Source organism: Hymenobacter arizonensis (genome assembly GCF_900115775.1).
GTDB lineage: Bacteria > Bacteroidota > Bacteroidia > Cytophagales > Hymenobacteraceae > Hymenobacter > Hymenobacter arizonensis.
Window position 1 is genome coordinate 494,489 of the sequence record NZ_FOXS01000003.1, and the last position, 24,820, is coordinate 519,308.

A 24,820-nucleotide genomic window follows, 5' to 3' on the forward strand; every position below is an offset into this window, starting at 1 on the left:
GCTTGCAGTGGCTATTGCCAGCCGCCGCCCAGGGCCCGGTACACGTTCACCGAAGCGTGCAGCTGCTGCATCTTGGTTTCGATGAGGTCAAACTTGGATTCCAGCGCTTCGCGTTGGGTGAAAAGCACTTCGGTGTACTCGGCCCGCGCCGAGCGGAACAGGCTGTTGGAGATGTCCACTGATTGGTTGAGGGCGGCCACTTCCTTGGATTTTGCGTCGTAGCTCTTTTCCAAGTTGCCGATATTCGAGAGCTGATTGGCTACTTCCATGTAGGCATTGAGCACGGTCTTTTCGTAGCGGTACACGGCCTGTGTTTGCAGCGCATTGGCGGTGGAGTACGCGGCCTTGATGCCGTTGCGGTTGAATAAGGGCGCCACCAAATCACCGCCCAGCGAATACAGCATGGACTCAGGCGTGGAAACCAGCAAAGCCGGGTTGAAGGCAGCCAGCCCGATGCCGCTGGTGAGGCGCAGCGAGGGGTAGAAGTTGGCGCGGGCCACTTTCACGTCCAGCTTCGCGGCCACGAGCTGCTGCTCGGCCTGCCGGATATCGGGGCGGTTGCTCAGCAGCTGAGTGGGCATGCCGGCGGTGAGGACCGTGGGCACCAAGTTATTGAACGAGGCATCGTCGCGGGCCACCGGTTGCGGGTAGCGCCCGGCTAAGTAGTTCAGCCGGTTCTCGGTTTCGGTGATGCTTTGCTGCAGCTTATACTGCAGACTTTTGGTGTGCAGCACCTGCGCTTCGAAGCGTTTCACAGCCAATTCCGTAGCCCGGGCCGATTCCTTCTGCAGCTTCACTAGCTCCAGCGCGTTGCTCTGTATACCGATGTTCTGCTTCACGATGAGCAGCTGGTTGTCGAGCGCCAGCAGCTCGTAATACGAGTTGGCAATCTCGGCAATCAGGTTGGTCACCATGAAGTTCTTGCCCTCCACGGAAGCTAGGTAGCGCAGGGCGGCAGACTTCTTGGCATTGCGCAGCTTGTGCCAGATATCAACTTCCCAGGTGGCAAACGCGCCCAGCTGGAAGTTGGTGAGCGGGTCGGGCGTGCGGTGGTCTTCCTTGATGTCGACCTTCTCCTCGGTGGCGCCCTGCAGGGTGTAGCGGCCTACTTTCTCCACGTCGGCGCGGGCGCCCAAGCCCACGAAGGGCAGGTACTCGCCGCTGCGGGCGCGGACTTCGTTGCGGGCAATTTCGATTTCCTGCAGCGTAATGTTGAGCTCCTGGTTGTGTTGCAGGGCCGTTTCAATCAGGCTTTTTAGGTTGGGGTCGGCGAAAAACTGCTGCCACTGCACGCGCGCTGTGTTGGCACTGTCGCGGGTAGCGGCGGACGCAGTGGAGTAGCTGGCCGGTGTGTTGCGGCTTTCGTTCTTCACTACCAGCTCGGGCGTTTTGCAGGCGCCCACGGCTAGCGCCAGACCGGCTGCGCTCAGGCATTGATAAAGGCGTTTCTTAAGCATAATCCTCGGTTTCTTCAATCAATACACGCGGCTCCACGCCTTCCAAAATCGGCGATTCGTTTTCGTCGCGAATCAGCTTGCTGCTGCCGGCCAGGGTGCCGAAGAAGTAGTACAAGCCGGGGATGATGATGACTCCGAACACGGTGCCAAACAGCATGCCGCCCAGGGCCGACGAGCCGATGGTCCGGTTGCCGATGGCCCCCGCGCCGGTAGCCACCACCAGCGGAATCAGGCCGGCAATGAAGGCGAACGACGTCATCAGGATGGGTCGGAAACGTACCCGGGCGCCTTCAATGGCCGCCTCGCGCACCGACATGCCTTCCTCGTGCTTCAGGGCCGCGAACTCCACAATCAGCACGGCGTTCTTGCCCAGCAAGCCCACCAGCATCACGAGGCCCACCTGCGCATAGATGTCGTTGGCCAGGCCAAACATCTTGATGAACAGGAAGGACCCAAACACGCCCGCCACCAGCGAGAAGATTACGGCCAGCGGCAGCAGGAAGCTTTCGTACTGCGCGGCCAGCACCAGGTAAACGAAAATGAGTACAATGGTGAAGATGACGATGGACTCGTTGCCGCGGCCCACCTCGTCTTTCGACAGCCCGCCCCAGTCGATGGAGTAGCCGTGGGGCAGGCCCTGGGCCACTTCCTGCACCGCCTTAATGGCCTCGCCGGAGCTGAAGCCCTCGGCCGCACCGCCGCGGATGGAGGCGGTGGTGTACATGTTGTAGCGGTTGATTTCGTTGGCGCCCTGCGTCTTCACGATTTTCATGAAGGCCGAGAACGGCACCATCTCGCCCTTGTCGTTTTTGGCCCACATGTTCAGCACGTCCTCGGGCAGCTTGCGGTACTCCGGCGAAGCCTGCACGAACACCTTGAAAAAGCGCTGGTACTTGATGAAGCCCAGCTCGTAGGTGGAGCCCACCAGCACGGAAAGCGTATTCATGGCATTGCCGATGCTCACGCCCTTTTGCATGGCCTGCTCGTTGTCAATCTTGAGTTCGTACTGCGGGTAGTTGGCCGAGAAGAAAGTGAACAGGCCGGCCAGTTCCTTGCGCTTTTTCAGCTTGCCCATGAACTCTTCATTCACCTTTTCCAGCGCTTTGTAATCGCCGGAGTTGGTTTTGTCGAGCAGCTGCAGTTGGAAGCCGCCCGCCGCACCGTAGCCGGGCACCGCCGGCGGCTCGAAGAATTCGATGGTAGCACCCGGGATTTGGTGGGCCTTTTTCTCCAGGTTGGCAATGATTTCGGCGATGGATTCCTTGCGCTCCGACCACGGCTTGAGGTCCAGCAAGCAGGTGCCGGCGTTGGAGCCGCGGCCCTCGGTGAGCACTTCGTAGCCGGCCAGGGTTGAAATGTTGGCGATGCCGGGCACGTCCTTGGCCAGGCTGGCCAGGCGCTGCGACACGGCGTTGGTCTGTTCCAGCGTGGTGCCGGGCGGCGTCTGCACAATGGCGTAAATCAGGCCCTGGTCTTCGCTGGGGATAAAGCCGGCCGGCAGCTTGGCCGTGATGGCCCAGATGCCCAGCCCAAAGGCAATCAGCATGGCGAAGGTCACGAGGCGGTTGGCCACAATCTTCTCCAGCAGGCCCACATAGGCGTTGGTCAGCTTCTCAAAGCTGCGGTTGAACCAGTCGAAGAAGCGCTGCATGGGCGTTTTCTTCTTGGGCTGGCCGTGGTTATTTTTCAGAATCATGGCGCAGAGCACCGGCGTGAGCGTGAGGGCTACGAGGCCCGAAATCACAATGGCCGTGGCCATGGTAATCGAGAACTGCCGGTAGAAAATGCCCACCGGGCCGCTCATGAACGACACCGGAATGAACACCGCCGTCATCATGATGGTAATGGCGATGATGGCCCCGCTTATTTCGCCAACTACCTTGCGCACCGCGTTGTAGGGCGAAAGGTGCTCCTCCTCCATTTTGGCGTGCACGGCCTCAATCACCACAATGGCGTTGTCGACCACAATACCAATCGAGAGCACCAGCGCAAACAGCGTAATCATGTTGATGGTGAGTCCGAACGCCTGCATGGCAATGAACGAGCCCACCAGCGACACCGGCACAGCAATGGCCGGAATCAGCGTGGAGCGCCAGTCGCCCAGGAACAGGAACACCACCAGCGCCACTAGTATGAAGGCGTCGCGCAGGGTGTGAATAACGTTCTCAATCGAGGCGTCGAGGAAGTTCGACACGTCGTAGGTGATTTTGTAGTCCATGCCGGGTGGGAAGCTAGTTTTCTTCAGCTCTTCCAGCTTGGCTTTCACTTCTTTAATTACGTCCGAAGCATTGGAGCCGTAGGTCTGTTTCAGCACGATGGCCGCCGAGGGGTACTGGTTCAGGTTGGAGTAGATGTCGTAGTACTCGGAGCCCAGCTCCACGTTGGCCACGTCGCGCAGGTGCAGGCTTTCGCCGTTGGCGTTGGCCTTCAGAATCACGTTCTTGTACTGCTCCACATCGTTGAAGCGGCCCTGGTAGCTGAGCACGTACTCGAGCGACTGCGCCTGCTTGCCGTCGGAGCGGCCGATACGGCCCGGCGAGCCGATTACGCTCTGCTCGTCGAGGGCCTTCATCACGTCGTCCACTGAGATGTTGTAGGCGCGCATGCGGTCGGGTTTCAGCCACACGCGCATGGCGTACTGCCGGCTGCCGAGGATGCTGGCCCGGCCAATGCCGTTGAGGCGCTGCAGCTCGGGCAGCATGTTCACGCCGGCGAAGTTGAACAGGTACTTCATGTCCGTGTTCTTGTCCTTGGAGTACAAGTTCACGTACATCAGCATGTTGGGTACCACGCGGTTCACAATCACGCCTTCGCGCTGCACCAGCAGCGGCAGGCGGTTGAGCACCTGCGCAATGCGGGTGTTCACGTTCACCACGGCCTGGTCGGGATTGGTGCCCAGGTTGAAGACAATCTGGATGTTGGCCTCGCCGGCGCTCACGGCGTCGGAGGTCATGTACTTCATGCCCGGCACGCCGTTCACGGCCTGCTCCAGCGGAATCAGCACCGACTCGGTAAGCACCTTGGCGCTGGCGCCGGGATAGGAAGCACTCACCATCACTAGCGGCGGCGAAATCTCCGGAAACTGCGAGGTAGGTAGCTGGAAGATGGCCAGCCCGCCCATGAGCAGGATGACCACCGAAATAACAATGGCGAATACGGGCCGCCGGATGAATTTACTAAACATAAGAGCTTGGTTATTAAAGCCAAATTGTCGTCATGCTGAGCGCAGCCGAAGCATCTTGCTCGCATCGCCCTCACGATTGATTTACTACCACACGCGAGATGCTTCGGCTGCGCTCAGCATGACGTTCTGTTGTTGGGCGGACCCTATTCGCTGTACACTTGCAGGTGCGAAAACACCGACTTCGGTGCCCGGTAGTCGAAGCTCACCTTGTCGCCGTCCTTGACCTTGCGCAGGCCCTCAAGCAGGATTTTGTCGGTCGCCGCCAGGCCCCCCTTGATGGCGTAGAGGTCAGGCATTTCCGAGCCGATAATGATTTCGCGTTGGTGCACCACCTTGTTCCGGTCAATCACGAAGACGTATTTCTTTTCTAGGACTTCGAACGTGGCCTTCTGCGGAATCAGCAGGGAGTTTTTCACCGGCACCGTCATCAGGATGCTGCCCGTTTCGCCGTTGCGCAGCAGGCCCTCGGGGTTGGGGAAGGTGGCCCGGAAGGCGATGTTGCCGGTTTCGTTGTTGAAGTCGGCCTCGATGGTTTGCACCACGCCGGGCTGGTTGAAGACTTCGTTGTTAGCCATTTTCAGCTGCACGTGCACGGGCCGGTCGGTGGCCTTGGCGTGCGCCTTGTAGGCGAGGTACTCGGCCTCCGGCACGTTGTAGTACACCCACATTTTGCTATTGTCCGAGAGCGTCGTGAGCAAATCCCCTTCGTCCACGAGGCTGCCCAGCCGGCCCTGAAAATGGTCCATGATGCCGCTGAACGGCGCCTTGATGGAAGTGAACGATAGGTGCGTCTGCGCCAGCGCCACTTCGGCTTTAGCCTTGTCGAACTTGGCCTGGGCCAGCGCCAACTCATTGGGAGACACCACGTTTTTATCGGCCAGCCGCTTGGTGTTCTGGTATTCCAGCCCCACGTAATTGGCCTCGGCCTGCGACTTTTTCAGTTCGGCCTGGTATATCAGCGGCATAATCTGAAACATGGGCTGCCCCGCCTTCACAAACTGCCCCTCATCAACGTAGATTTTCTGCAGGTAGCCCTTTTCCAAAGCCCGCAGCTCGATGTGCTGGATAGAGTGAATCTGGGCGACGTACTCTTTGGTGATGGTGGTGTCCTGGAGCAGGGGGCTGGTGGCCACCAGTTGAATCTGCTCGGCCACCTCTTTCTTCTCTTCCGAGCAGCTGGCAAGGCAATACAACGCGCCGCAGCTCAGAAGCGCAAACATTCTTTTCATCAGGACCGGAGGTAATAAAAGAGGCATGAGGGATAGCAGCCCCAGAGCAGCCAATAGCTGCGGCTGTGACCAGGGCCACTAGGCGCAGTGGTGAAGCTGCGTTAGTAGCCGTTTGATGCCACAAACCAACGCCCACTACCATGAAGGGAAAATGAAGGAATTCTTCACGTCGGTCCAATCCCTAGTGCCAGTCTTCAACCCGACTGCTGCCCACTGCCCGGTAGCACGCAGACGTTTTTCTGATTCGTCTTTCGCAATGACCCCCACTCTCTGCTGGTCAATCAACCCTTGTGTGGCGGGTGCTATCCAACGCCACGCTTCATGTTGCCTCGCTAGATATGCTTGCTGCTCAGCAAGCGTTATCCGCGCAGCACAAGTTGTATTCCGCTGAATTGAGCGAGCTATTCAGGCGTGAACTTGAAAGGAACTGCAGCAGCAAATGAGCTCCGGCCATGTGGTGCTACTGAGCCAAGCGCTTTTGTATACCCTTCGCGCTCAACAGAGCAGGATTTTAGCTGGCCGCGCTGCGATGACAGAATATTATCACTGCCGTTAATGTGGCGCCTGAATCACTGAAAAGAACAGCTTGAAAGAAAGCTGCTCAATCGCCTTATTGATGGATTAAGAACCCGGTTTGCTCCAGCAGATGTTTCGGGTAGCAGAGCCTTGGAATTAACGGTTGTTCCGCATGGTTGGCCGGGACCAAAGAAAAAAGGCTCTCTGCGCAATGCAGAGAGCCTTTTTAGTAGTCCGTAGGGGAATCGAACCTTATTGTTTATTCATAATCAAACAGTAGGTAATAATGCCCTAAATGGGCCTATTAAGGCATATTATTGGCATCTGCTACTAGGTAACAATAGGTCTAACACCGTCTGGTCATGTAATTCTGTACCCTAAGTTGTACCCCAGAATGGGATATAATGCTACCTTTGGTACAGTAGTCATAACTCAACCAATCAATGTCCTCCATCTCCTTCCATTTGAAAGACCCTAAGTCGGGTAAGCCTACTACAATTTTCATCTGGTTCAATGCAGATGGCCGACGAACAAAACTCTATACGGGCTACAAAATCATTGCTGGTCAGTGGGATAATGAAGAGCAGAAGGCGTTAACTCGTGGCTACCCAAGGGAAAATGGAGACATCAACAAGGGGCTTGCGCGGATGGGAACCCGATTGACAGAGTTTTACACCGCTCAACGAGCAGAGGGCATTATTCCCAGCGTTGAATCGCTAAAGAAAGTTATTGAGCCTGAGGAGGAGCGAGGTGCTGACCGACCTATGTTGCTTATAGACTACGCTGACTACTTGAAGCGGCAGGCATTGACTAAACAGCCCACTACCATCAAATCCATCAGGACGAACTACAACCATGTAGTAGCTTTTGTGGAAAAGCGGCGCAAGGTGCTGAACTATGATGATTTGACAATTGCCTTTTATGACAACTTTACACACTATTTATCGGAAGCAGGCTTAACAGACAATAGCTTGAGTAAGCAGGTCTCTCTGTTCAAGTGCTTTCTGTCCGACGCGTTGAATCGTGGCCGAACGGATAAGCAAGATTTTAAGCGATGGACATGGGCCGGACGGGAACCAGACGTGATTGCTCTAACCCGCGATGAGTTGCGTGCCATAGAAAATCTTCAGCTAGTCCCTAGAAATTACCTTCATAATGCAAGAAGCCTTTTCCTGTTGAGTTGTTATACTGGCTTGCGTTTCTCTGACGTAGCAGCCCTGAAACCTGAACACGATAAGGCTGACCGTTTGCATGTCACTACTCAAAAAACGCGCGACTCGCTGGTTATTCCTGTGAGTCCAAAAGCGCGGGTGCTACTTGATTTGCTTTGGTCAGGAGAGGTGCACCCGATTACAAATCAAAAGTTGAATCAATTTTTGAAGGAATTAGCACAGCGTGCTGGCATAGATGTGCTTATTGAGGACACGGAGTATAAAGGAGGGAAACGTCTTAGCGTGAAAAAACCTAAGTATGACCTGATAAGTAGTCATACGGGTCGTAGGACCTTCGTGACTTTAGCCCTCGAAAGCGGTCTGCCATGGGAAGTGATTATGAAAGTAACCGGCCACAAAGACATGCGTTCTTTCAAACGGTACATCCAAGTGACGGATGAACGTCAAATAGATGCTTTTCAGCAAATATGGGAAGCTGAACAATTGAAAGACTGACCCATATAGTCTTGCGATTAACGGAGTAGCTGGGTCATGAAAGCGGGTTCATCGCCGATGTCTGCACCCTTATTCAGGCGGCTTTATGCCTCTAAACCCAAGTGTGGTCAGTAAGCGAGCAAAAGAAGTGCTGGCTGCCTTATCTAGCTCTTCATTCTCATTTCCCTCGGGGCTGGATAGTTTGTGAGCCCAAGGCCTAAGCCCTTTGCTATTTTTAACTGACCTATTCAGTCTTCCTGCGTGGATACTGCCCTCTCAGATATCGTGAAGCTCCGCCGCCACCGACAAGGTGAGTGCTCTATGCACCGCGGCACGTTTCAGAACCTCGCCGTATCATTCTTGTGGCACCGGCCGTCATATCCGTCGCCCGCTGCCACTAGCTTCTGTGGTTCTTGTCCCCGCAGTGCCCAAGAACGAATTATATAAAAATGGCTGCTCTACAAGCCGTATGGTGCAGGTTGTCAAATATGGTGCAACTTGCATCTTATATCGATTCTAACTTCTAATCACATGGCCTACAAGTGCGCTAATTGCGCCAAAAGCTACGCTCAGCCTACCGCTGACTATTTCTGTACAGATTGTGGCTACGACGGCCTTCTGATAGACGATGCCGTTGATACCAAGCTAGAAGAAAACGGCGGTGATCGCGAGATAGGCTTGTGCATCCTTCTGATGGATGCGTCGGGCTCCATGGACCAGCCTGCTTTCCCAGGTAGTCCCCTCACCAAATTGCGCTTGGTAGCTAACAGCGCAGCCCAGGGCATTTTTGACTTGCAGCAGATGGGCAAAGCGGATGACGCTTACATCTGCGCCATGTTGTTCGACAACACTATTAAGCAGATTTTCTTCAAAAGCGTCAAGGAGCTGCTGGAAGAGCACAATTTTGAGGTTAAGGTCTTCGCTAATTACTTGTATGAAGAGCTAGCACAAATGGGTGGCACTACTGACATCAATGGGGCCTTGCAAGCAGCTAATTCTTTTGCAAAGTCCTTTACCACACGCTCCATTCCCAACATGCAGGGATATACCCCCCTCGAGCACGTTGTCCTAACCAAAGCAGGGCAGAGCCGCGTGGTACCCAATGTGCGCGTGTTGCTCTATACCGATGGCGTGCAATACATCGACGGCAAGAGCGACCCACTGGTTAGTCCATTCAAAGAATGGGAAACGGATATTCTAATGGGGGCCTTTTTTGGTGACAGTTCTGAGTCCGGCTGCAATGAGCTCAGAAGCATTCTTAGCAAATGCCCAAACCACGATTTTGAGCAGTTTTTCTTGCTTGACCAGCCTTCCAAAGTGGCTCATCTGCGGAAGCTCTTTAGGATGGCCTCCGGGGCTTCAGGTTTCTGTCCCCTATGTATTCCGAAAGAGTAATGCTGCTCGAAACGCTCTCCTTCATATCCTTTATGACCAATTCGGGTTTATCATTTCTAGCAGGCTCTGCTTTCACTGTAGCAATGTTCTTAATGCGAAATGAAAAGCAGAAACGTCTTGCCCAGGCTCGGCAGCCCATAGCTGAAGAAGCAAAGCAACAGGTTTTAGTGGAGCCTCAAAAAGAGAGTACACTTGTTTCAGATGTTCCTGCAGCACCCCTTAGTTCTGGCTTACTCCCCAAGGTAGAACTGCTCATCAGTGCAGGCCCTCGCAAGAGCACTCGGGAGACAGAACTCGGTGAGGACGTGGCTGGCTCGGTACTTACTCCCAATCGCGTTATTTTTTGGGTTCTCGACGGTACCAGCGACACAGTGGTTATCCCAGGTGAACAAGGGCGCGACTTGCTTTCTTCTCGGCTCTTTTGCCTTGCTATCAGTGCTGCGCTACACCAGCTGGCGCACAAATTCACCGATGCCCATAAGTTGGCAGAAGCTGCCCTCGATGAAGCGGCTGCACAGCTCAAAAGTCTGGTTGCGGAGCACCAGGAGTCCTTCCAGAAGTTCGGAAAATCTGAGCCTGAGCAGACCTCCCATTGGGATGTTTCCACAACCATGCTGGTAGGAATTCTATCAGACACAGGTGAGGTTGACTTGTTCAGGATAGGGGATTCGAAAGCCATATGTTTTGGTTTAGACAAGCAGGTAGTTGCTACCGTCGTCGACCAAAAGCCAGCCAGCATCGGATTGGGTCGCATCCATGCTCGATTGGTTCGTGGGGAGTTATTTACTCTTCAGTTATTCACTCCTGACCGGGAGGACCAGCTGCATCGCGGACGGGCTAGCGGAGTTAGACGCATTATTGCCTTCTCCGATGGTGTTGGGCCAAGCACAGAGCAATACCTCCGCCGCATGCTGGCGCAGCGCACCTATTCACAATTTCATGACGAGCTAGGGCGCACCCCCAATAAGACCTTCGATGATAAAACCTTAGTGTTGGCAAGCTTTGAGCCGGTGTCATGAACATCTCTATCCAGGGCGAGATTGTAGCCTATCATTCAGATTATTCTGCCACCAGCAAACTTTGGAAAGTCCACCTGCGTGATGCCTTTCGAATGGTTACGCTTGGCAGCACCGAATGCTTTGTCAAGCGCTTTGCCAGCAAACCTCGCGCTTGGGATTTTATGGTTGCAAGCAAGGGCAAGCGGCAGACTGGCTTGCCCATCGTTTATGATGCCGTATCAGTTACAGAAGGCGGTGTATCCGTTTATTACCTGTTTCTGGAGAAGATAGAAGGGGATACCCTGCACGACCTGATGAAGGATAAGGCAGATGGTAAGCCTAGCGTTAGCTTAATGGCTAAAGCACTTACTGCTGGTTTCCGCACTTTCCATAGCCAGGGCTATTGGCACGCTGATTTCTGTGCCAAGAATATAATGGTCGCTACTGGTGGCCGGCGCTTTGTAGTTATCGACCTGGATAGCCTAGAGCCGGTTGCTAACCGGCCAACGCCTACCCCAAATGAGCTTGGTTACATACCCGACCAGGAGTTGGCAATGTATGCGCTTACCTATGTTCAATCATACATTGACCCTAAAATAAAGAGCTTCAGCTCCATCCCGGGGCCGGCCCTCAATCACCTGCAGCTGGTGTTTTTGCTTGATAAGCTAACCTACTTCAGTTGTGTATTAAAAGCAGAAGGTGCGAAGTTTCGACAGCTCGCAGCCTTTAAGGGTTTGCCCCAGCTTGTTCACCAGTATTTGGGTGGTTACACAGACCAGCTGGTGAAACGCATTCTCGACCGTACCGTCGACAGCGAGATGGTCATTACGCAACCTGCTTTCTTTGAAAAGGAGTTGCCACGGCCGCAAGCCTCAGCATCCCTACTTTATTTCAAAGCCTCTAGTTATTCAGTCCTGCCTGGCGAGTCAACGCAGTTAACATGGGAGGTAGTTGGGGCCTCAAGTGTCCACATCACTAATTTAGGTATCCAAGCCGCGAAAGGCAGCATAACCGTTCCACACAATAGTGGGTTAGTTGGGGAAAAATCATACATGCTCACTGCTAACGGCGACTCCATTAGGCATAGCATCAAGGTTAATTTTGTCAATGTACCTCTTGCTTACATATCCCCCTCAACTAAGCAGACAATTAGATTTAAATCGTTAGCTAATTTACATTCCAGAGCGGTAGCCATCAATACTTTTGTTGCGAGTGCTTATTTAGTAAAAGAAGGCGAACAAACCGTTATTGATTGGGATGTAAGTGGAGCTGGAAATGTATATATAACGAATATCGGTACCGTACCGGCAAAAGGTTTAAAAACGTTTAATTCGAATGCGTTCAGTGGGCGAACGGAATTTGAACTTACAGCCGGTAGCCCAGCTGTTAAGAAAAGCTTTTTTGTGGAATTCCCTGTAGCTGCTGCACAGCCAGTTTTAGTCAATTGGAATGCTTCTCCACCAGCAGTAGTAACGCCGGTGCCTGCATTATCAGCAAAGTCTAAGATTAGCATATGGCCTTTCCTAGTGGGTTTTTGCTTGATTCTAGCGTTTATAGGCTTCTTAATGCAGGATAGGTCGTTAGTCGCATCAGGCGCTTCAACCTTTATTCCAAATCAAGAAAGAGGCCTGCAGTTATTTGATGAATTTAAATATGATAGCAGCTTTATTCATCTGGTGAACTTCCGAAATGATACCAGTTACCGCTTTGCTACACAATATAACCTTGCAGTAATGTATGATTTAGGTAAGGGGATAACTGTAAATGACACTTTAGCAAATAGTTTATATTGGGAATGCATTCGCTCAACTACACCAACGGTCGTATCCAATGCACTATTTGCTTTGGGAACAAACTACCTTTTAGGTAAAGGATGCGCTCAAGATGTGGTTCAAGCAAAAAAGTGTTTCGCTTATGCAGCTGAGAAATACAACAATACAGCAGCTCTGAATGAGTTAAACAAGCTAAACGGAGAAAATAACAAAGCTAGCCTAGCTGCTACTGATAGAGTTACTAGTGCAAGGCCCGAACTTGTAAGCCAAGAATCATCAAGTTTTGCCCAAGAAGAAGCACCTAGAGTCGCCGTAGAAAGCTCAGAACTTGTCTCTAGTTGGCCAAGAATAGAAATTCAGTCGGAAGAAAGACTTAATATAAAGCGAGTTGTTCAACTCAAAAACTACACACGAGTAGATTTCGTCTTCACATTGACAATGCCAAGCCACGGAGGCAATTATTTAAGTCCTCCAGGTAGCCCCACTGCCTTTCATATTGAATGGGCGGGTAGTTGGTATAACCTAAAAAAGACCACGGACAGCGATGGCGGGCAATTATCTGATGACGAAAAGACCCTGAGTTTCTCTGCTTACTTTGAAAAAATACCCGATAGCGCAACCATTGTAAATATAAAAGAAGGATACGGAGGCATTTGGAAATTTGAAGGAGTGCACCTTTCGTTTCATTGAAGAATAGAATCCAAAGGCTAACACCTAAAAAGTGGAACCTGGGAGAGGTATTTCTTTGAAGTCTGCTCCGTACCCTCTCCATGCTCCCTCTCGACTTCATTCGCTCAGGAGCGTTCGTCTACGGCATGTGCTTGGGCCCTGACCACGCCGTTCACATTATCAGCACCAAGCCAATCGGCTAGGATGCCGTTATGGTGTCTTTCAAGGCAACCCGGGGACCACCCAAGGACTGCTATTTCCCAAGCTGAGGGTCGCAAGTTTGAATCTCGTTTCTAGTTTATTCATAATCAGAAATTTAGCTTCGTTGCTAGGTGGCTGTTTTGCTTTTGGTTTAAACATGTACTCTTTAACCTACAGCCATTCCCAGTAGAATCAATCGTCTGTAAGCAAGCTGAAAGAGTGTCACATTTTTGATTTACTACTGCAATGCTCCTACCTTTCCAAACTGTTATATAAAGACTCCTTTAGATTGTTATATGGACCTGTTCTCTACCCAAACGCCAGACCTTAAAGCTCTTTTCTTACAACTCTTCCACTGTCCTGACGAGCAAGCAATTGACAAGGTGATACAACAGCATTCTGCTGTCTTCACGCCTGCCAGTAACTGGAAACCTCTCGGTGGGAGCGAGAATATGTACGGGGTTATTGAAAACCAACAGGCTTCCCCTATTGCGGCTCTGGTTGAGAAAATAACCAACTCCATTGATGCCACACTCATGCGTAAGTGCTACGAGGCCGGCGTCGACCCCAAAGGGGCTGAGGCACCTAAAACAATGGAGGATGCTGTTAAGCAGTTTTACGCGGGCAAGGCGTCAAACTGGGACTTAAGCTCACACCGAAAAGCGCAGGCCGAGAATATCCAGATTGTGGCCTCGGGACAGCGTATGAATACGTCGCTTACCATTTACGATAATGGCGAAGGCCAACACCCGGAGCATTTCGAAAACACCTTTCTATCGTTGCTGCGGGGCAATAAGAATGAAATTCACTTCGTCCAGGGTAAGTACAACATGGGCGGCAGCGGGGCCATCGTGTTCTGCGGGAAACGAGGTTATCAGTTGGTGGCCTCGCGGCGCTACGATGGTAGCGGCCCAATGGGCTTTACACTGATTCGGGAGCACCCATTGACGAAAGAAGAGCAGGGCACACGCAAGAATACGTGGTATGAGTTTCTGGTGCTAGATGGCAAGATTCCATCCTTCTCAATAACTGAATTGGATTTGGGGTTGGTGGGTCGCATGTTCACGACCGGTACCATCATCAAGCTTTACTCCTATGGACTGCCGGCGGGGTCGCGCTCAGTTATTTCGCGCGACTTGAATCAAAGCTTGAACGAGTTCCTGTTTGAGCCGGCATTGCCCATTTTGACGGTAGACACGAAGGAGCGGTACCCTGACGATAAAAACCTAGAACGCCCGCTTTTTGGCCTGAAGCGGCGCTTGGAGCAGGATGACAAAGACTACGTAGAGGTGAATTTCGTGGAGGATTTCACCGATGCTCTGTTTGGCAAGATGCGCGTGGCCGGCTACGTGTTCAATGCCAAGGTCGGCGGCAAGTCGGCCAAGGATACGAAGGACTCGATTCAACGCGAGTTTTTCAAGAACAACATGACCGTACTGTTCTCTATGAATGGGCAGGTGCACGGGCATTACACTTCCGAGTTCATTACCCGCTCACTGAAGTTGAACCTACTGAAGAACCACTTGCTGCTGCACATAGATTGCACGCACATGAGCTATGAATTCCGCAAGGAGCTGTTCATGGCTTCGCGGGACCGATTGAAGGATGGCGAGGAAACGCGGGAGCTGCGCAAGTTTCTAGCCTCGAAGCTGGGCAAGGCGGGCGGGCGGCTATCTGAGATTGAGAAGAAGCGTAAGGATGCTATTGCTGTAGATGGAGGCGATTCCAAAGAGCTGCTGAAGAACGTCACCAAAAACATTCAGATGAACCCGGAGCTACTGAAGCTGCTGGGTAGTACGTTCAAGCTAGAAGAGAAAAAGGCGCAACCCGATAAGCAGGAAAAACCAGAGAAGAAAACGCCATCGAAACCGGCACCAGACCCGTTCAAGCCGCAACGCTTCCCTACTTTTTTGAAGGTGAGAGGCCACAATGATGGCGACAAAGCTTTAACCGGTATTCCGTTGGGTGGTGAGAAGACGGTGCGCTTCGATACCGACGTTGAAAACCAATACTTCAACCGAGTAGAAGAACCTGGCGAGTTGAAGGTTGCACTGCTTAGCGTGAAGCGAGCTGGTAAAAACAACAATGGCAGCAGCAACGGCCACGGAGGCAGTTTCGAGGGCACCACGTTGGCGGTGGAAGACGTGCTGAACGTGAATGTGAGTAGCCCACAGGATGGGACCATCCGCATTACGATGAACCCACAGAAAGACGCGCAAGTGGGCGACGCTGTGCAGCTGAAGGTGTCGCTAACTGCGCCGGGCGAGGAGCTGGAGGAAATATTCTGGGTGAAAATTTCCGACAAGGACGCGCCGCCCAAACCAATGCCCCAGCCCGAAGAAGAACCACTGCAAGGTTTGCCGGAACCAGTCTTTATGTACAAAGAGCAAAAAGACGGTGCTGCAACTTGGGAGCAAATGGAAGGTGTCGGAGTGACGGTGAACCACGATACTATCGTCCATCCTTTTGCTACAGGCGACAACCTTGAGAAAATCTACATCAACATGGATAGTAAGGTGCTGAAGAATTTTCGCTCCAAGTACCGTACTATCAATGAGGCACAGCTAGAAATTACTGGCCGCAAATACTGGACAGCTGTGTATATGCACACACTCTTTCTCTACAGCATCACCAAGAACCGCAAGTACCAGATGTTTCAGATGAAAGCAGGTGAACAAGACCTGATAGACGTCGCTGACTACATCAAAGACTTGTTTGAAAACTTCTACTCGGAGTTTATTCTGAATTTCGGTGGTATGGAAGAAATGATGCAGGGTTTAGGGGAGTAGGACTAAACGCCTAAATCGTATCCTATTAGCTCCATGTCTTCCTCTAATGAGGCTATCTTCTGACGCTTTAACTTGGAATATTGAAGCATTTTATTAATTATACTAAAAATATAATCTTTGTTTTTTGTGATTGGTGCAATAAAGTCCTCAATGTTTATCTGGCCAACAGGGATATTGGATTGGTATATAAACCAAAACAATTTTCCTAGTTGAAATACATCTGACTCGTTATCAATGTGACAGTCAAATCCGAGATTTAATTTCTCCGTAAGAAATTTGTTTGCCGCCTCAGGTGAGAGCCATCCGAAAGGGCCTATTTTTTCACCAATCAGGTCAACCGATGCTCGGACACCACCACGGCCAATGAGGCCCAAATCACTGATTTTCCATATGGATTTTCCCTCTTCACCTGTATTAAATAGCAGAATATTATCAGGCTTTATATCCCTGTGATATATCTCTTTGCCATGTAGCTGTTTTACAGCAAACATAACTTCCAAGCATATTTTAAATCTTTCTTGCTCATCAAATTCTGTGTTCTTCTGGATATACTCCTTAAGGTCAGTATCCGCTTTTTCCATTACGAAATATGGAAATTTCTCCCCATCAACCTCTACCACCCCGTCAAATTCTATCCTTACAATATTATTATAATTACTTTGCTTCGCTATGTTTAATGCATTTATTTCTTCTAGAAAACGCGCATAGCCACGACTTTTCCAATCATTTGCTTGACCACGGACACGGCGAGCTACAGGGAAATTTGATATTTTTATCGCGAATGTCGTATTGTTGTTAGGGTCGTGCAGCTTGAAAACATTCGAGTTTCCTCCCTTTGATGATTGAAAATCATCATTCAAAGCACTCAGTGTAAATGTTTGATTTTCATATACAATAACGTCTTTTAAGGCGCTTCCTGTAAGTAGGACACCCCCTCGTTTTGAAAGCATCATACAGCAAAAGTTTTTGGCTTATCTAACGTGGAATTAATAGCTTGGTAGTCAAGAGTCGTATAGCCTTCGACTAAGTAGGGGGTATATTCTATACTGTAGTAGTCTGATACATCCTCTTGAGTTTCGTTCAGCTCAGCCGTTTCATTGGTCAGGAGTTCAACGAAAAAGCTTAATCTTGCCTTTCTAGCTTCAGATGAGTTGCTTTGACTAATGCAGTTAAAAGCGTAATCCTGCATTGAAATACATTCCGAATTGGATGGCAGGATATCATCACCTATGACAACCAATAATTTGTAGAAACTTGTAAATGTCTCAATCGAAAGACTCTTTCTTTTGTTGACAAAGCCAAAAAGTGTGTAAAAATCATTCTTCTGCTTATAACGAGTGTCTCTGATAGCAAATACTGTATTTAGTCGCTGAAATATTCTTATTGTTTCGTAAAAGCCATTTCTAAGTTCATTAAATTCTTCTTCGCTTGCTATCACATCATATAGTTTATCTACATAGTGCTTTTTGTCGGTAACACCATATTTAACTTGGGCCAACAGTTCGGATATGAAATCTATATCTATCATTCTGCTTGTAGCAGAAGATGTAAATAGTCCTAAGCCAATAAACTCGTTGCTCTCTGCCAATTCCTCAACTAACTTAAGGAATAAGCTTCCTGAGTATTGTGCCTTTAGTGTTTCTTGGCGGTTCAGTTTAGAACCATAGTTGTTTACGCGATAGTAGAAATCCTCAATAGATTCATCAGTTTCTGTTTCTATAATTACTACGCTTATTCTGTAATCTAAAATCGAGGACGATTCAGAATCACTGAAATACTTTTTGTTTAGGTCGGGGAATAGGTTCTTAATATACCCAAGTAGAGTTCTGGTACGCTGCTGACCGTCCACAACGTCATATTTGCTATTTTCTCTTTTGTGCAAAAAGAAAGAAGGTAGTGGGTAACCTATTTTAATTGAGTCAATTAACCGTTTCTTAGCAATAGGTGTCCATATATCATGCCGCTGGTAAGGTGGATTCAGGTTGAGCTCCTCCTTCTCATAGCTTGATATTAAGGAACCAATCGTCCATTCACTATTCGAGTAAATCATTTATATAAAGCATGAGGCGCACCCTACCTCTTCCTCATCATCAAGGACATCAAGTAGGTAAGCGCTGGTAGAAAATGAGTTTTTCTGTTGTTTTGCCAAAGCGTCCAGCTTTATGCGACGGATGCGCTCAGGCTTGATAAGGTCATTCAGCGACTCTTCCATCCAAGTGTAGCCATCCTTCTCGTAGGCTTGGGCAAGGGCAAATTTCTTGGGATGTTGCTCATAGAGCCATACCCATTCGATTTTTTGCTGGAAGAAGCAGAAGAAACAGCCGGAGCGGCTGCGGGCGTATTCGCCCTTCTTCCCATCTACCTCAAAGGTTATCTTCTCATAGTAGGCCGGCACACCAACCCCGCTTTTGCGCAGCAGATGGAAAATATCGGCTCGGACTAGATTCTCGTCATTGTCGAGCAATGAGAATTCGGCAGCTTGCGCCAATGGGTAGGCTGTATCGCGCAGGAAGGCAAATACAACGCGGTTGAATAGCCGCACATCGGCATCGAGTAGCGCGTTGAGCTTTTGCGTCTGGCTGAAACCGCGTGACAACGGAGCATCTACTAGCGGCAGTAGGCGTGAGTGCTGAGCTGGGTCGCTTAATTCCCGGTAATGGCTGCTGAGGCGGGGCAGGGCATCAGCTTGTAGCACCTTCTGTATGACGTCTTCGCTCCAGATATTGCGCCGGAAGGGGAAGATGGATTGAATGTTGGGCTTGCGAGAAATGTAACCTTCGCGGTCCTCGTCGCCCCGAATGCCCACGTATGAAACCACCGGGTCGTTGCCTACAAACTGCTCGAAGGGTTCCAGCTTTAGCTTTTTGGTACACCACCGGGCACTAGATGAGGGCAGATAGCCGCCGTACACCTTTACGAAATGGTCGAAGGAGTCTTCGGGACTGTCGGGGGCGGCTTCTAGGCGGGTAATCGTTTTGCCTAGATAGTTCTCCAGATTGCTGATAAGCTCGTAGGTCTCATCTAGCTCCTTGCCTGTATCGGAGAAATAGTATTCAATGTCAAGCTCAGGGTGCTTGTCGCGTAGATAGATGGCCAGGGCAGCGCTGTCTTTGCCGCCAGAAATGCCCATTACGTGCCGGAGAGGCTTATTCTGCATGGTTGTTTATAAGTGCTCCTGTAGTAGGCGAGCCAAGATAGCCAAGCTGCGGGGCTTGTCGCCTTCTAGCAGGCCACGAATTTTGCTTTCTAACTCTTTCTCTTCGGGGCTGGTTTGCTTAGGTCGGCGGATAACGCGGGCGCGCTCTTTGTTGCCGAAGGTGGAAATGCCAACTCGTAGTATATCCTCGGCTTCGGGGTCGATGACAGTTTTGGCCAGTTCGCACATGTTATCCAACTCATGGATGCGCTGCTGAAAACGGTCCTGAAAAATCCGTTCGTCGGTGTCGTCAAAGTCTTTTAGGCTTTTGCTCAGCAGCGCATTGGCCATAGAGTTCAGCCATGCTTCGCGGTCATCCAGCTTCGACATGAGCCGTTCCCGGAATATCAGCAGCTCCTTTGGCAGTTGGTGCGGCTCTAGGCTTCGAAACCGCTCTTGCAGCGCCTGCTGGTATTGCTCGAAGTCAGCAGTCTTGCCCATGATATGGCTGCTGATGGCTTGCTCTAAGCGCAGCAGCAGGGCGGAGTATGCCTGCCGGATTAGGCCAATGTGGTGTTGCAGGGTCAGCACGTACTTCTCCCGCGTAGCCGTGTCGTGCTGCAGGGCCGCCAGCGTAAAGCCCAACGCTCTGGGGAACGTTTCGAAAAATGCCGCTTCGGGGTCTTTAGCCGTCACGATGCTTTCGCGCAGCCGCACGGCTATGGCCGGGAGGTTGCGGGTGCGCTGGGCATAAGGGGGCAGCTGCTTATAGAATGTCAAAAACGGCTTAATCGACTCGATAAAGGTCTTGTTAGATAGCTGCTCGGCTGGTTCAAGCTGCAACAGCTCGCGGTATTCATTGAATAGTGCCAGCTTCTCGGGTAGCAGCTCAAATGCCTTCACTGCATACAGACCAGGGCTTTTGCTGAACAGGTCTACTACGTCAGCGTTCAGGTCAGGAATGTACTTGTCCTGCTCGCCGTAGAGCGCAAACTCGTGGCGACGCATGAAAAGAAACACCGGCACCCAAAAATCGACCAAGCCCTGTTTCAGCTTAAATGGCTTGCGAAGCAACCGATTCATCAATTCTGAAACTTTCCTTTTGCCTTCCTGCGATTCTTGCAGAAAAGCGTCGCACGCTTCCCACAACTTTTGAAACGTAGGCGCAGCAGGAGGCATCAACGCATATTCGCCATTGAAGCGCCCGTGCATTCCGGTATCCTGCAACAGTGACAGGTAAATGGTTTTTTCGGGCGGGAAATTTTTGACCGGGAAATCTAAGTCCTCGTACTGCCACTTGTCGAAAAGCGCCCGAATGAAATTCTTCCGCGCTGTGAGAATTGGGGTCGACAGTTTGGTTCGGTTTACCAGTTCACTCCGATACGTGGGTGTGGCTGCATAAACCTCTCGAGCAATGGCGGATAAGCAGCGATTGAAGGACCGCCGGCTGTTGAAAGCAGTTGATGCAGCCCCGTTGTAAAACCAAATAATGTTGCCGTCTGCCTGGTACAAGCTATCAAGCACATAATGGTTGAGCAGCGCAACTTGATGGTCGAGAATGCCATTTAACTCGCGCACAGCTACCTTATCGTTCAGGTTTTCCTCTCGGACCTTACGGATTTTATCAATCTCCCGAATTAGTCGCTTGATTTCGCCCGACTTCCGGTAGATGCCATACAGCACCGCGTCGCGCCGGTCGCCCACGGTTTGGCGCAGCTTGTCGATGGTTATACCATCCGAAAAAATCAGGTTTACGAAGCCGTCAATCTCGCCCACTGGTTCTTCCAACAGCACATCGTCAGTCATGCGGACCTCAAACACGCGGGGCGTACCTACCTCATAAGAAACTTGCTTGGCTGCGATGTACGGGAAAGTGAAAAACTCCCGCAACCGGGTGGCCACATCCGTTACTTGCTCTACCAGGCCGCCGGCTTCGTCAATGGCCAGCTCAATATCAAGGTCAGTACCCTCGAATAGAATGAAGCTTTTTTTATGCGGTACCAACCGAATTAGCTTGTGAAGCTGTAGCTTTTTCAGCGTGGGCGCTGCGGTGCGTAAACCAAGACTAATCTGCGCATAGGTTTCCAATAGTTCCGGGCTGATTTCAGCTCCCGCCGGCGAAAAAATGGAAAGCAACCCAATGGTTTTGACAAGTTGCCGTGCGTCGCTCAACGCAACTTCATCGTCAAAGTGCTTCTCTAATTGGTCAAGGGTAGACTTGAGGCTGGCCCACTGCGAAAAATTGGAATTGAAGCGCGAAGTGAGTAGCGAATAGAAATGGTAGCTTAGGTAGTCGTACACATGGCTCACGCTGTAATACGTGCCCTGGGCCGCGTGCTGCTCAATTCCTAGGTAGTCGTTGGAGCGCAGGAATGAGAACAGTGACCGTTCGTTTTGACCGTAACGCTGTAAGGCTTGCACTAATACGCCCGCCGATAGCAAATCAAGCGGCCATACCTGCTGCTGCATTTCCTCGGTGCCATAATCGCGCAGTGGAAAAGCGTGCGCAGCTTTGATGCTCTCAAATAGGCGTTGGTTTTCGGCCAGTGCGGGCACTGATACCTTATTGGCTGATAACTGCTGTGCTGCCAGGTAAAGCAGCTGCTCCACTGGTTCGTTAAAAGTCAGTTCTTTCAGCCGGCCTTTCACCTTTTCCCACTCCTGGCGCTGTGCGCGCCCTAAGCCGATGGCATAGGCGCTAACATCCTGGTGGACGGTCGTTAGTAGCAGAATATCCTTATCGGCGTCGTTGATATACTCCGCCAACTGTTGAATGAAATACAGCTCTTCCTCAGGGTTTTCCTTGGCTGCATATTCCAGAAATTTACCGAACTCATCGATGATGAGTACAAGTGCAAATTTCTTCTTTGCCAACGCCTGATACTCTTGGTCGATGGCCTCAATTACTGTTGCGGATGGTGTGTCAGTGGTACCGTCGGCTACGAAGTGCTGCGCTAGCGTTTGTTTCAGCGAAGCATACTCCCCTATAAAGTGCTCAAAGCGAAAGGATTTTATGTTTTTAAACCCGGCCTCAACGCGAAAGAATTCATTCCGTTTGGTAAGGGTTTGCTGGAACGCCCACAGAAAAGCCGATTTACCTGTACCGTATGCGCCAACAATATTAAAGCAGTGAATTCCCGATAAGTAGTTGTTAATTATTTGACCGAAAATAGCCTGCGCGTTTTGCGTAGGTATGTAAAATAGCTGCTGCGCTTCATCGCGCACGATATTGACCGAAGGGCTAAACGAGGTGGCCATAGTATTGCTGCATAACCTCATCGAGGTTGATTAATTCTTTCTTAATCGTCAACACTCGGTTGCCCGCCGTGCTGGAATAAACAATGGCCATCGGGAGGTGTGCCTTCATCTCCTCGATTTTATGAAAAAGGCCCTTTTCATTTAGGGCGAATATTAGTCCGGGTGAATCTGGAGCTACTTCCAAATCAGTAAAACTGATTGTTTCCCCAAAATGCTCATTCTCTAAAATCACCCGCAAGACTATTTGCCAGGGAATGTCTCGCTGTTCCAAGTTTTCAATGTGGTAGCGGACGCCATCATTTCGAGTAATGGTAAGTAGGTCCAAGTCTTGCAGTAGACCGGTGGACTCTTCTTCCACGTCAAATTTCTCTTTATCCTTACCCGAAGGCGCGTAGCTTCGAATGAAAACTGTCAGGTCGGCGTCAAGCGTGTTTGCATTCAAGACATTGGTATTGCCAAGCTCGCTATTCCGGCGAATCACGAACTGCTGCAGTTGCGCCCGACTGAAAGAAAAACCTTCTTTACGCAGCTCGTTGAACACGAAATGGTAGAGCGATGCGCGCCCCGTTTTAACAAGCAGGTAGTGCAAGTACCAGAGCGTCGCATTGTCTTCGATGTAGGGGTCGTACCCATCGGGTCCTAGTAGCTCATGTGCTACCGCCCGTAGTTCATCTGCTTCGTTGGTCAGGCCAAAGGCCCGCATCCAGTAGCGGATGGCGTCAACCATGTTCTTACCAACACCAAGCTTGACCACCGCGTCGGCATCGTTGAACCCTCCGTTTGCCTCAATAAAGTCGTAGCCCTTCTTCAGCCAGCTGTGACGACACAAGAAAGTATTATGTCCTTGAAAAACAAGCTTTTCCCCTAACATGGTAGTCTTTTTTTACGCTAAGTTAGCGTTAATTAAAGTGATATGTAAGGAGAAAACGCTAATGGATTGAGCATCAACGACGCTTTATTATGGAGATAGTAAACTAGGTAAAATGACTAGACTATGGACTGTGATATTGAGAAGATTCAATGATTTGTGAGTGATTAATCCGCAATCAATAAGCTTCTTAGCTGCTTGCGCCACTTAGAAGTTAGCTCATAGCTATCTGTTTTACTTCGCCACAGGCTTTTACGACCAATTTCTTGCAAAACCTCGCACAGAGTATCTTGCAGGTTGTAAAGTTCTTTCAACCGCCTTGGTGCGAGACTGGTAGCTTGCTTCAGATAAGGGTGTTGCCGATAGGCATTTGATAACTCATCCACCTGGTCGAGAAATTCCGAAACTGGCTTCTCAGCTAATTGACGGCCTTCGACAGCTAGAAATTCCTTGACAATTTGACAAAACTGCTCGTGCAGTTCTGTTGCTGCCCGTTGGTCTTTTTGAGCTTTCTCTTCTCGCTCACGTTTCTGCCAATAGGTTTCTAGCTTAAGCGGCTCTTCTTCCTCTTGCTCTTCCTCATACCCAGCTGGAGCAAACTCCTCATCGCGTGAATCAGGCGTAGACATTAGAACAAAGCATTCTGAGCCGGCATTCTCTCGAAAATGCAAGCCTTTACACGCTTCACTACAGTACTTTTTATTAGGGCGCCCTTCAACTAATTCGCCGCATTGGGGACAGGTACGAATCGGTTTTTTCATAGTATTGGTGCTTTAATTGGTAAGTTGAAAACGGTTTAAAGGGCCTTAGAACCGTTTCTGATAAGAAAATTCACTATTTAAGGCTTAAAAGCCACTGAAACGTTTTGGTCCTGAATAGCACCAGTTGAAACTAACAGTCGGGCGATGGCTGACTTATAGAAAAGCTTGCCATTAGGTGTGCGATAGCCACTAGCATTCAGCTCTCGTACAATGGCCTGTAAGCTGGCTCCTTGCGCCCTTAGCAACTCACAAAGCCGTCGGGCTTGGCGACTACTTAATTGCTGTCGAGCCTTTTCCTGACGGACTTCGATACTGCGCATTCTAGCCTTATCAGTCAGGTTGCTAGGAGTGCCAAGCTGAAAACCGCGCGCTTTCTTAGCTGCTAGTGCCGCGCAGGTACGTTGCGAAATGGCTACTGCCTCGCGTTGAGCTACTGCGGCTAGAATATGGATGGTAAACTCATCCGCTTCGGGTACATCTACCGCTTTGAAGCGTACGCGGCTTTCCATCAGTTCAGCCAGGAAGGCGACGTTGCGCGCCAAGCGGTCTAGTTTAGCCACCAGTAGAATGGCTCCGGTTTGGCTCGCCATATCGAGTGCTGCTTGCAGTTGGGGACGCTTATTATTGCGCCCACTTTCCACTTCTGTAAATTGAGCGAGTAGCTCAGCTGTCTGAGGCACGAAAGCATGTACGGCGGCCCGTTGAGCTTCTAGGCCCAAGCCCGAGCGTCCCTGTTTATCAGTACTCACGCGGTAGTATGCAACGTATTGATTGTTGGGTGTTGTCATTATTAGAATGAGATAACGAAGCCGACCACACCACCTTAAAAGAGGGCGTAGCAGCTGTTGAACGGGTGTTTGACAAATGCAACGATTTGAAATCCTTGTAAAAAAGCATCGTTGGTGAGGGCTGTCCAGTTTGTCCAGTGTCCAACAATATGG

15 protein-coding genes are annotated in these 24,820 nt (G+C 50.5%); 5 read left to right on the forward strand and 10 right to left on the reverse strand.

From position 1 onward, the window contains the following. Nucleotides 1-11: 11 nt before the first annotated feature. The 3 genes from BMZ66_RS13685 to BMZ66_RS13695 form a co-directional block, all read right to left on the reverse strand. Nucleotides 12-1,457, reverse strand: coding sequence for a TolC family protein (locus tag BMZ66_RS13685; protein WP_092674214.1), 1,446 nt, complete (start codon nucleotides 1,455-1,457; stop codon nucleotides 12-14). Then, entirely contained in the window at nucleotides 1,450-4,641 is a 3,192-nt protein-coding gene (locus BMZ66_RS13690) for an efflux RND transporter permease subunit (RefSeq protein WP_092674217.1), read from the reverse strand. The genes BMZ66_RS13685 and BMZ66_RS13690 overlap by 8 nt, the downstream gene beginning before the upstream one ends. Before the next feature lie 143 nt (nucleotides 4,642-4,784). Further along, the gene (locus BMZ66_RS13695; RefSeq protein WP_092674220.1) at nucleotides 4,785-5,870 is read right to left on the reverse strand and encodes an efflux RND transporter periplasmic adaptor subunit; all 1,086 of its coding nucleotides are present in this window, start codon (nucleotides 5,868-5,870) and stop codon (nucleotides 4,785-4,787) included. A gap of 959 nt (nucleotides 5,871-6,829) precedes the next feature. On the opposite strand from BMZ66_RS13695, the gene BMZ66_RS13700 reads away from it, so the two are divergent. The 5 genes from BMZ66_RS13700 to BMZ66_RS13720 all read left to right on the forward strand — a co-directional run bounded on the left by BMZ66_RS13700 (nucleotide 6,830) and on the right by BMZ66_RS13720 (nucleotide 15,856). Continuing rightward, the gene (locus tag BMZ66_RS13700) at nucleotides 6,830-8,053 is read left to right on the forward strand and encodes a site-specific integrase (RefSeq protein ID WP_092674223.1); all 1,224 of its coding nucleotides are present in this window, start codon (nucleotides 6,830-6,832) and stop codon (nucleotides 8,051-8,053) included. A 510-nt stretch (nucleotides 8,054-8,563) separates the two neighbouring features. Then, nucleotides 8,564-9,427, forward strand: coding sequence for a vWA domain-containing protein (locus tag BMZ66_RS13705; protein ID WP_092674226.1), 864 nt, complete (start codon nucleotides 8,564-8,566; stop codon nucleotides 9,425-9,427). Further along, nucleotides 9,409-10,446 (forward strand): protein phosphatase 2C domain-containing protein, encoded by a 1,038-nt coding sequence (locus BMZ66_RS13710; RefSeq protein ID WP_092674229.1) that lies wholly within the window; start codon nucleotides 9,409-9,411, stop codon nucleotides 10,444-10,446. Before BMZ66_RS13705 ends, BMZ66_RS13710 begins: the two co-directional genes overlap by 19 nt. Continuing rightward, entirely contained in the window at nucleotides 10,443-12,887 is a 2,445-nt protein-coding gene (locus BMZ66_RS13715; RefSeq protein ID WP_092674232.1) for an SEL1-like repeat-containing protein kinase family protein, read from the forward strand. The genes BMZ66_RS13710 and BMZ66_RS13715 overlap by 4 nt, the downstream gene beginning before the upstream one ends. 476 nt (nucleotides 12,888-13,363) lie before the next feature. Further along, complete coding sequence (locus tag BMZ66_RS13720; protein WP_214607000.1) at nucleotides 13,364-15,856, forward strand: hypothetical protein; 2,493 nt, start codon at nucleotides 13,364-13,366, stop codon at nucleotides 15,854-15,856. A gap of 2 nt (nucleotides 15,857-15,858) precedes the next feature. On the opposite strand, the gene BMZ66_RS13725 is transcribed toward BMZ66_RS13720, so the two are convergent. From BMZ66_RS13725 to BMZ66_RS13755, 7 genes are all read right to left on the reverse strand, one after another. Then, a complete protein-coding gene (locus BMZ66_RS13725; RefSeq protein ID WP_092674235.1) occupies nucleotides 15,859-16,809 on the reverse strand; it encodes a protein kinase domain-containing protein in 951 nt (316 codons plus the stop codon). Continuing rightward, nucleotides 16,806-17,906, reverse strand: coding sequence for a DUF262 domain-containing protein (locus BMZ66_RS13730; RefSeq protein ID WP_092674238.1), 1,101 nt, complete (start codon nucleotides 17,904-17,906; stop codon nucleotides 16,806-16,808). The genes BMZ66_RS13725 and BMZ66_RS13730 overlap by 4 nt, the downstream gene beginning before the upstream one ends. Next, a complete protein-coding gene (locus tag BMZ66_RS13735; protein WP_234795090.1) occupies nucleotides 17,907-18,986 on the reverse strand; it encodes a phosphoadenosine phosphosulfate reductase family protein in 1,080 nt (359 codons plus the stop codon). It lies immediately after the preceding gene. A gap of 33 nt (nucleotides 18,987-19,019) precedes the next feature. After that, nucleotides 19,020-22,250 carry a hypothetical protein gene (locus BMZ66_RS13740; RefSeq protein WP_092674245.1) on the reverse strand — a complete coding sequence of 1,077 codons (3,231 nt, stop codon included), beginning with the start codon at nucleotides 22,248-22,250 and terminating at the stop codon, nucleotides 19,020-19,022. Continuing rightward, entirely contained in the window at nucleotides 22,234-23,121 is an 888-nt protein-coding gene (locus tag BMZ66_RS13745) for a DUF4007 family protein (protein WP_092674248.1), read from the reverse strand. Before BMZ66_RS13745 ends, BMZ66_RS13740 begins: the two co-directional genes overlap by 17 nt. Before the next feature lie 164 nt (nucleotides 23,122-23,285). After that, on the reverse strand, nucleotides 23,286-23,879 hold the full coding sequence (locus tag BMZ66_RS13750) for a hypothetical protein (RefSeq protein WP_143080207.1): 594 nt from the start codon (nucleotides 23,877-23,879) through the stop codon (nucleotides 23,286-23,288). A gap of 77 nt (nucleotides 23,880-23,956) precedes the next feature. Continuing rightward, nucleotides 23,957-24,667, reverse strand: coding sequence for a recombinase family protein (locus tag BMZ66_RS13755; RefSeq protein ID WP_092674254.1), 711 nt, complete (start codon nucleotides 24,665-24,667; stop codon nucleotides 23,957-23,959). Nucleotides 24,668-24,820: the final 153 nt, after the last annotated feature.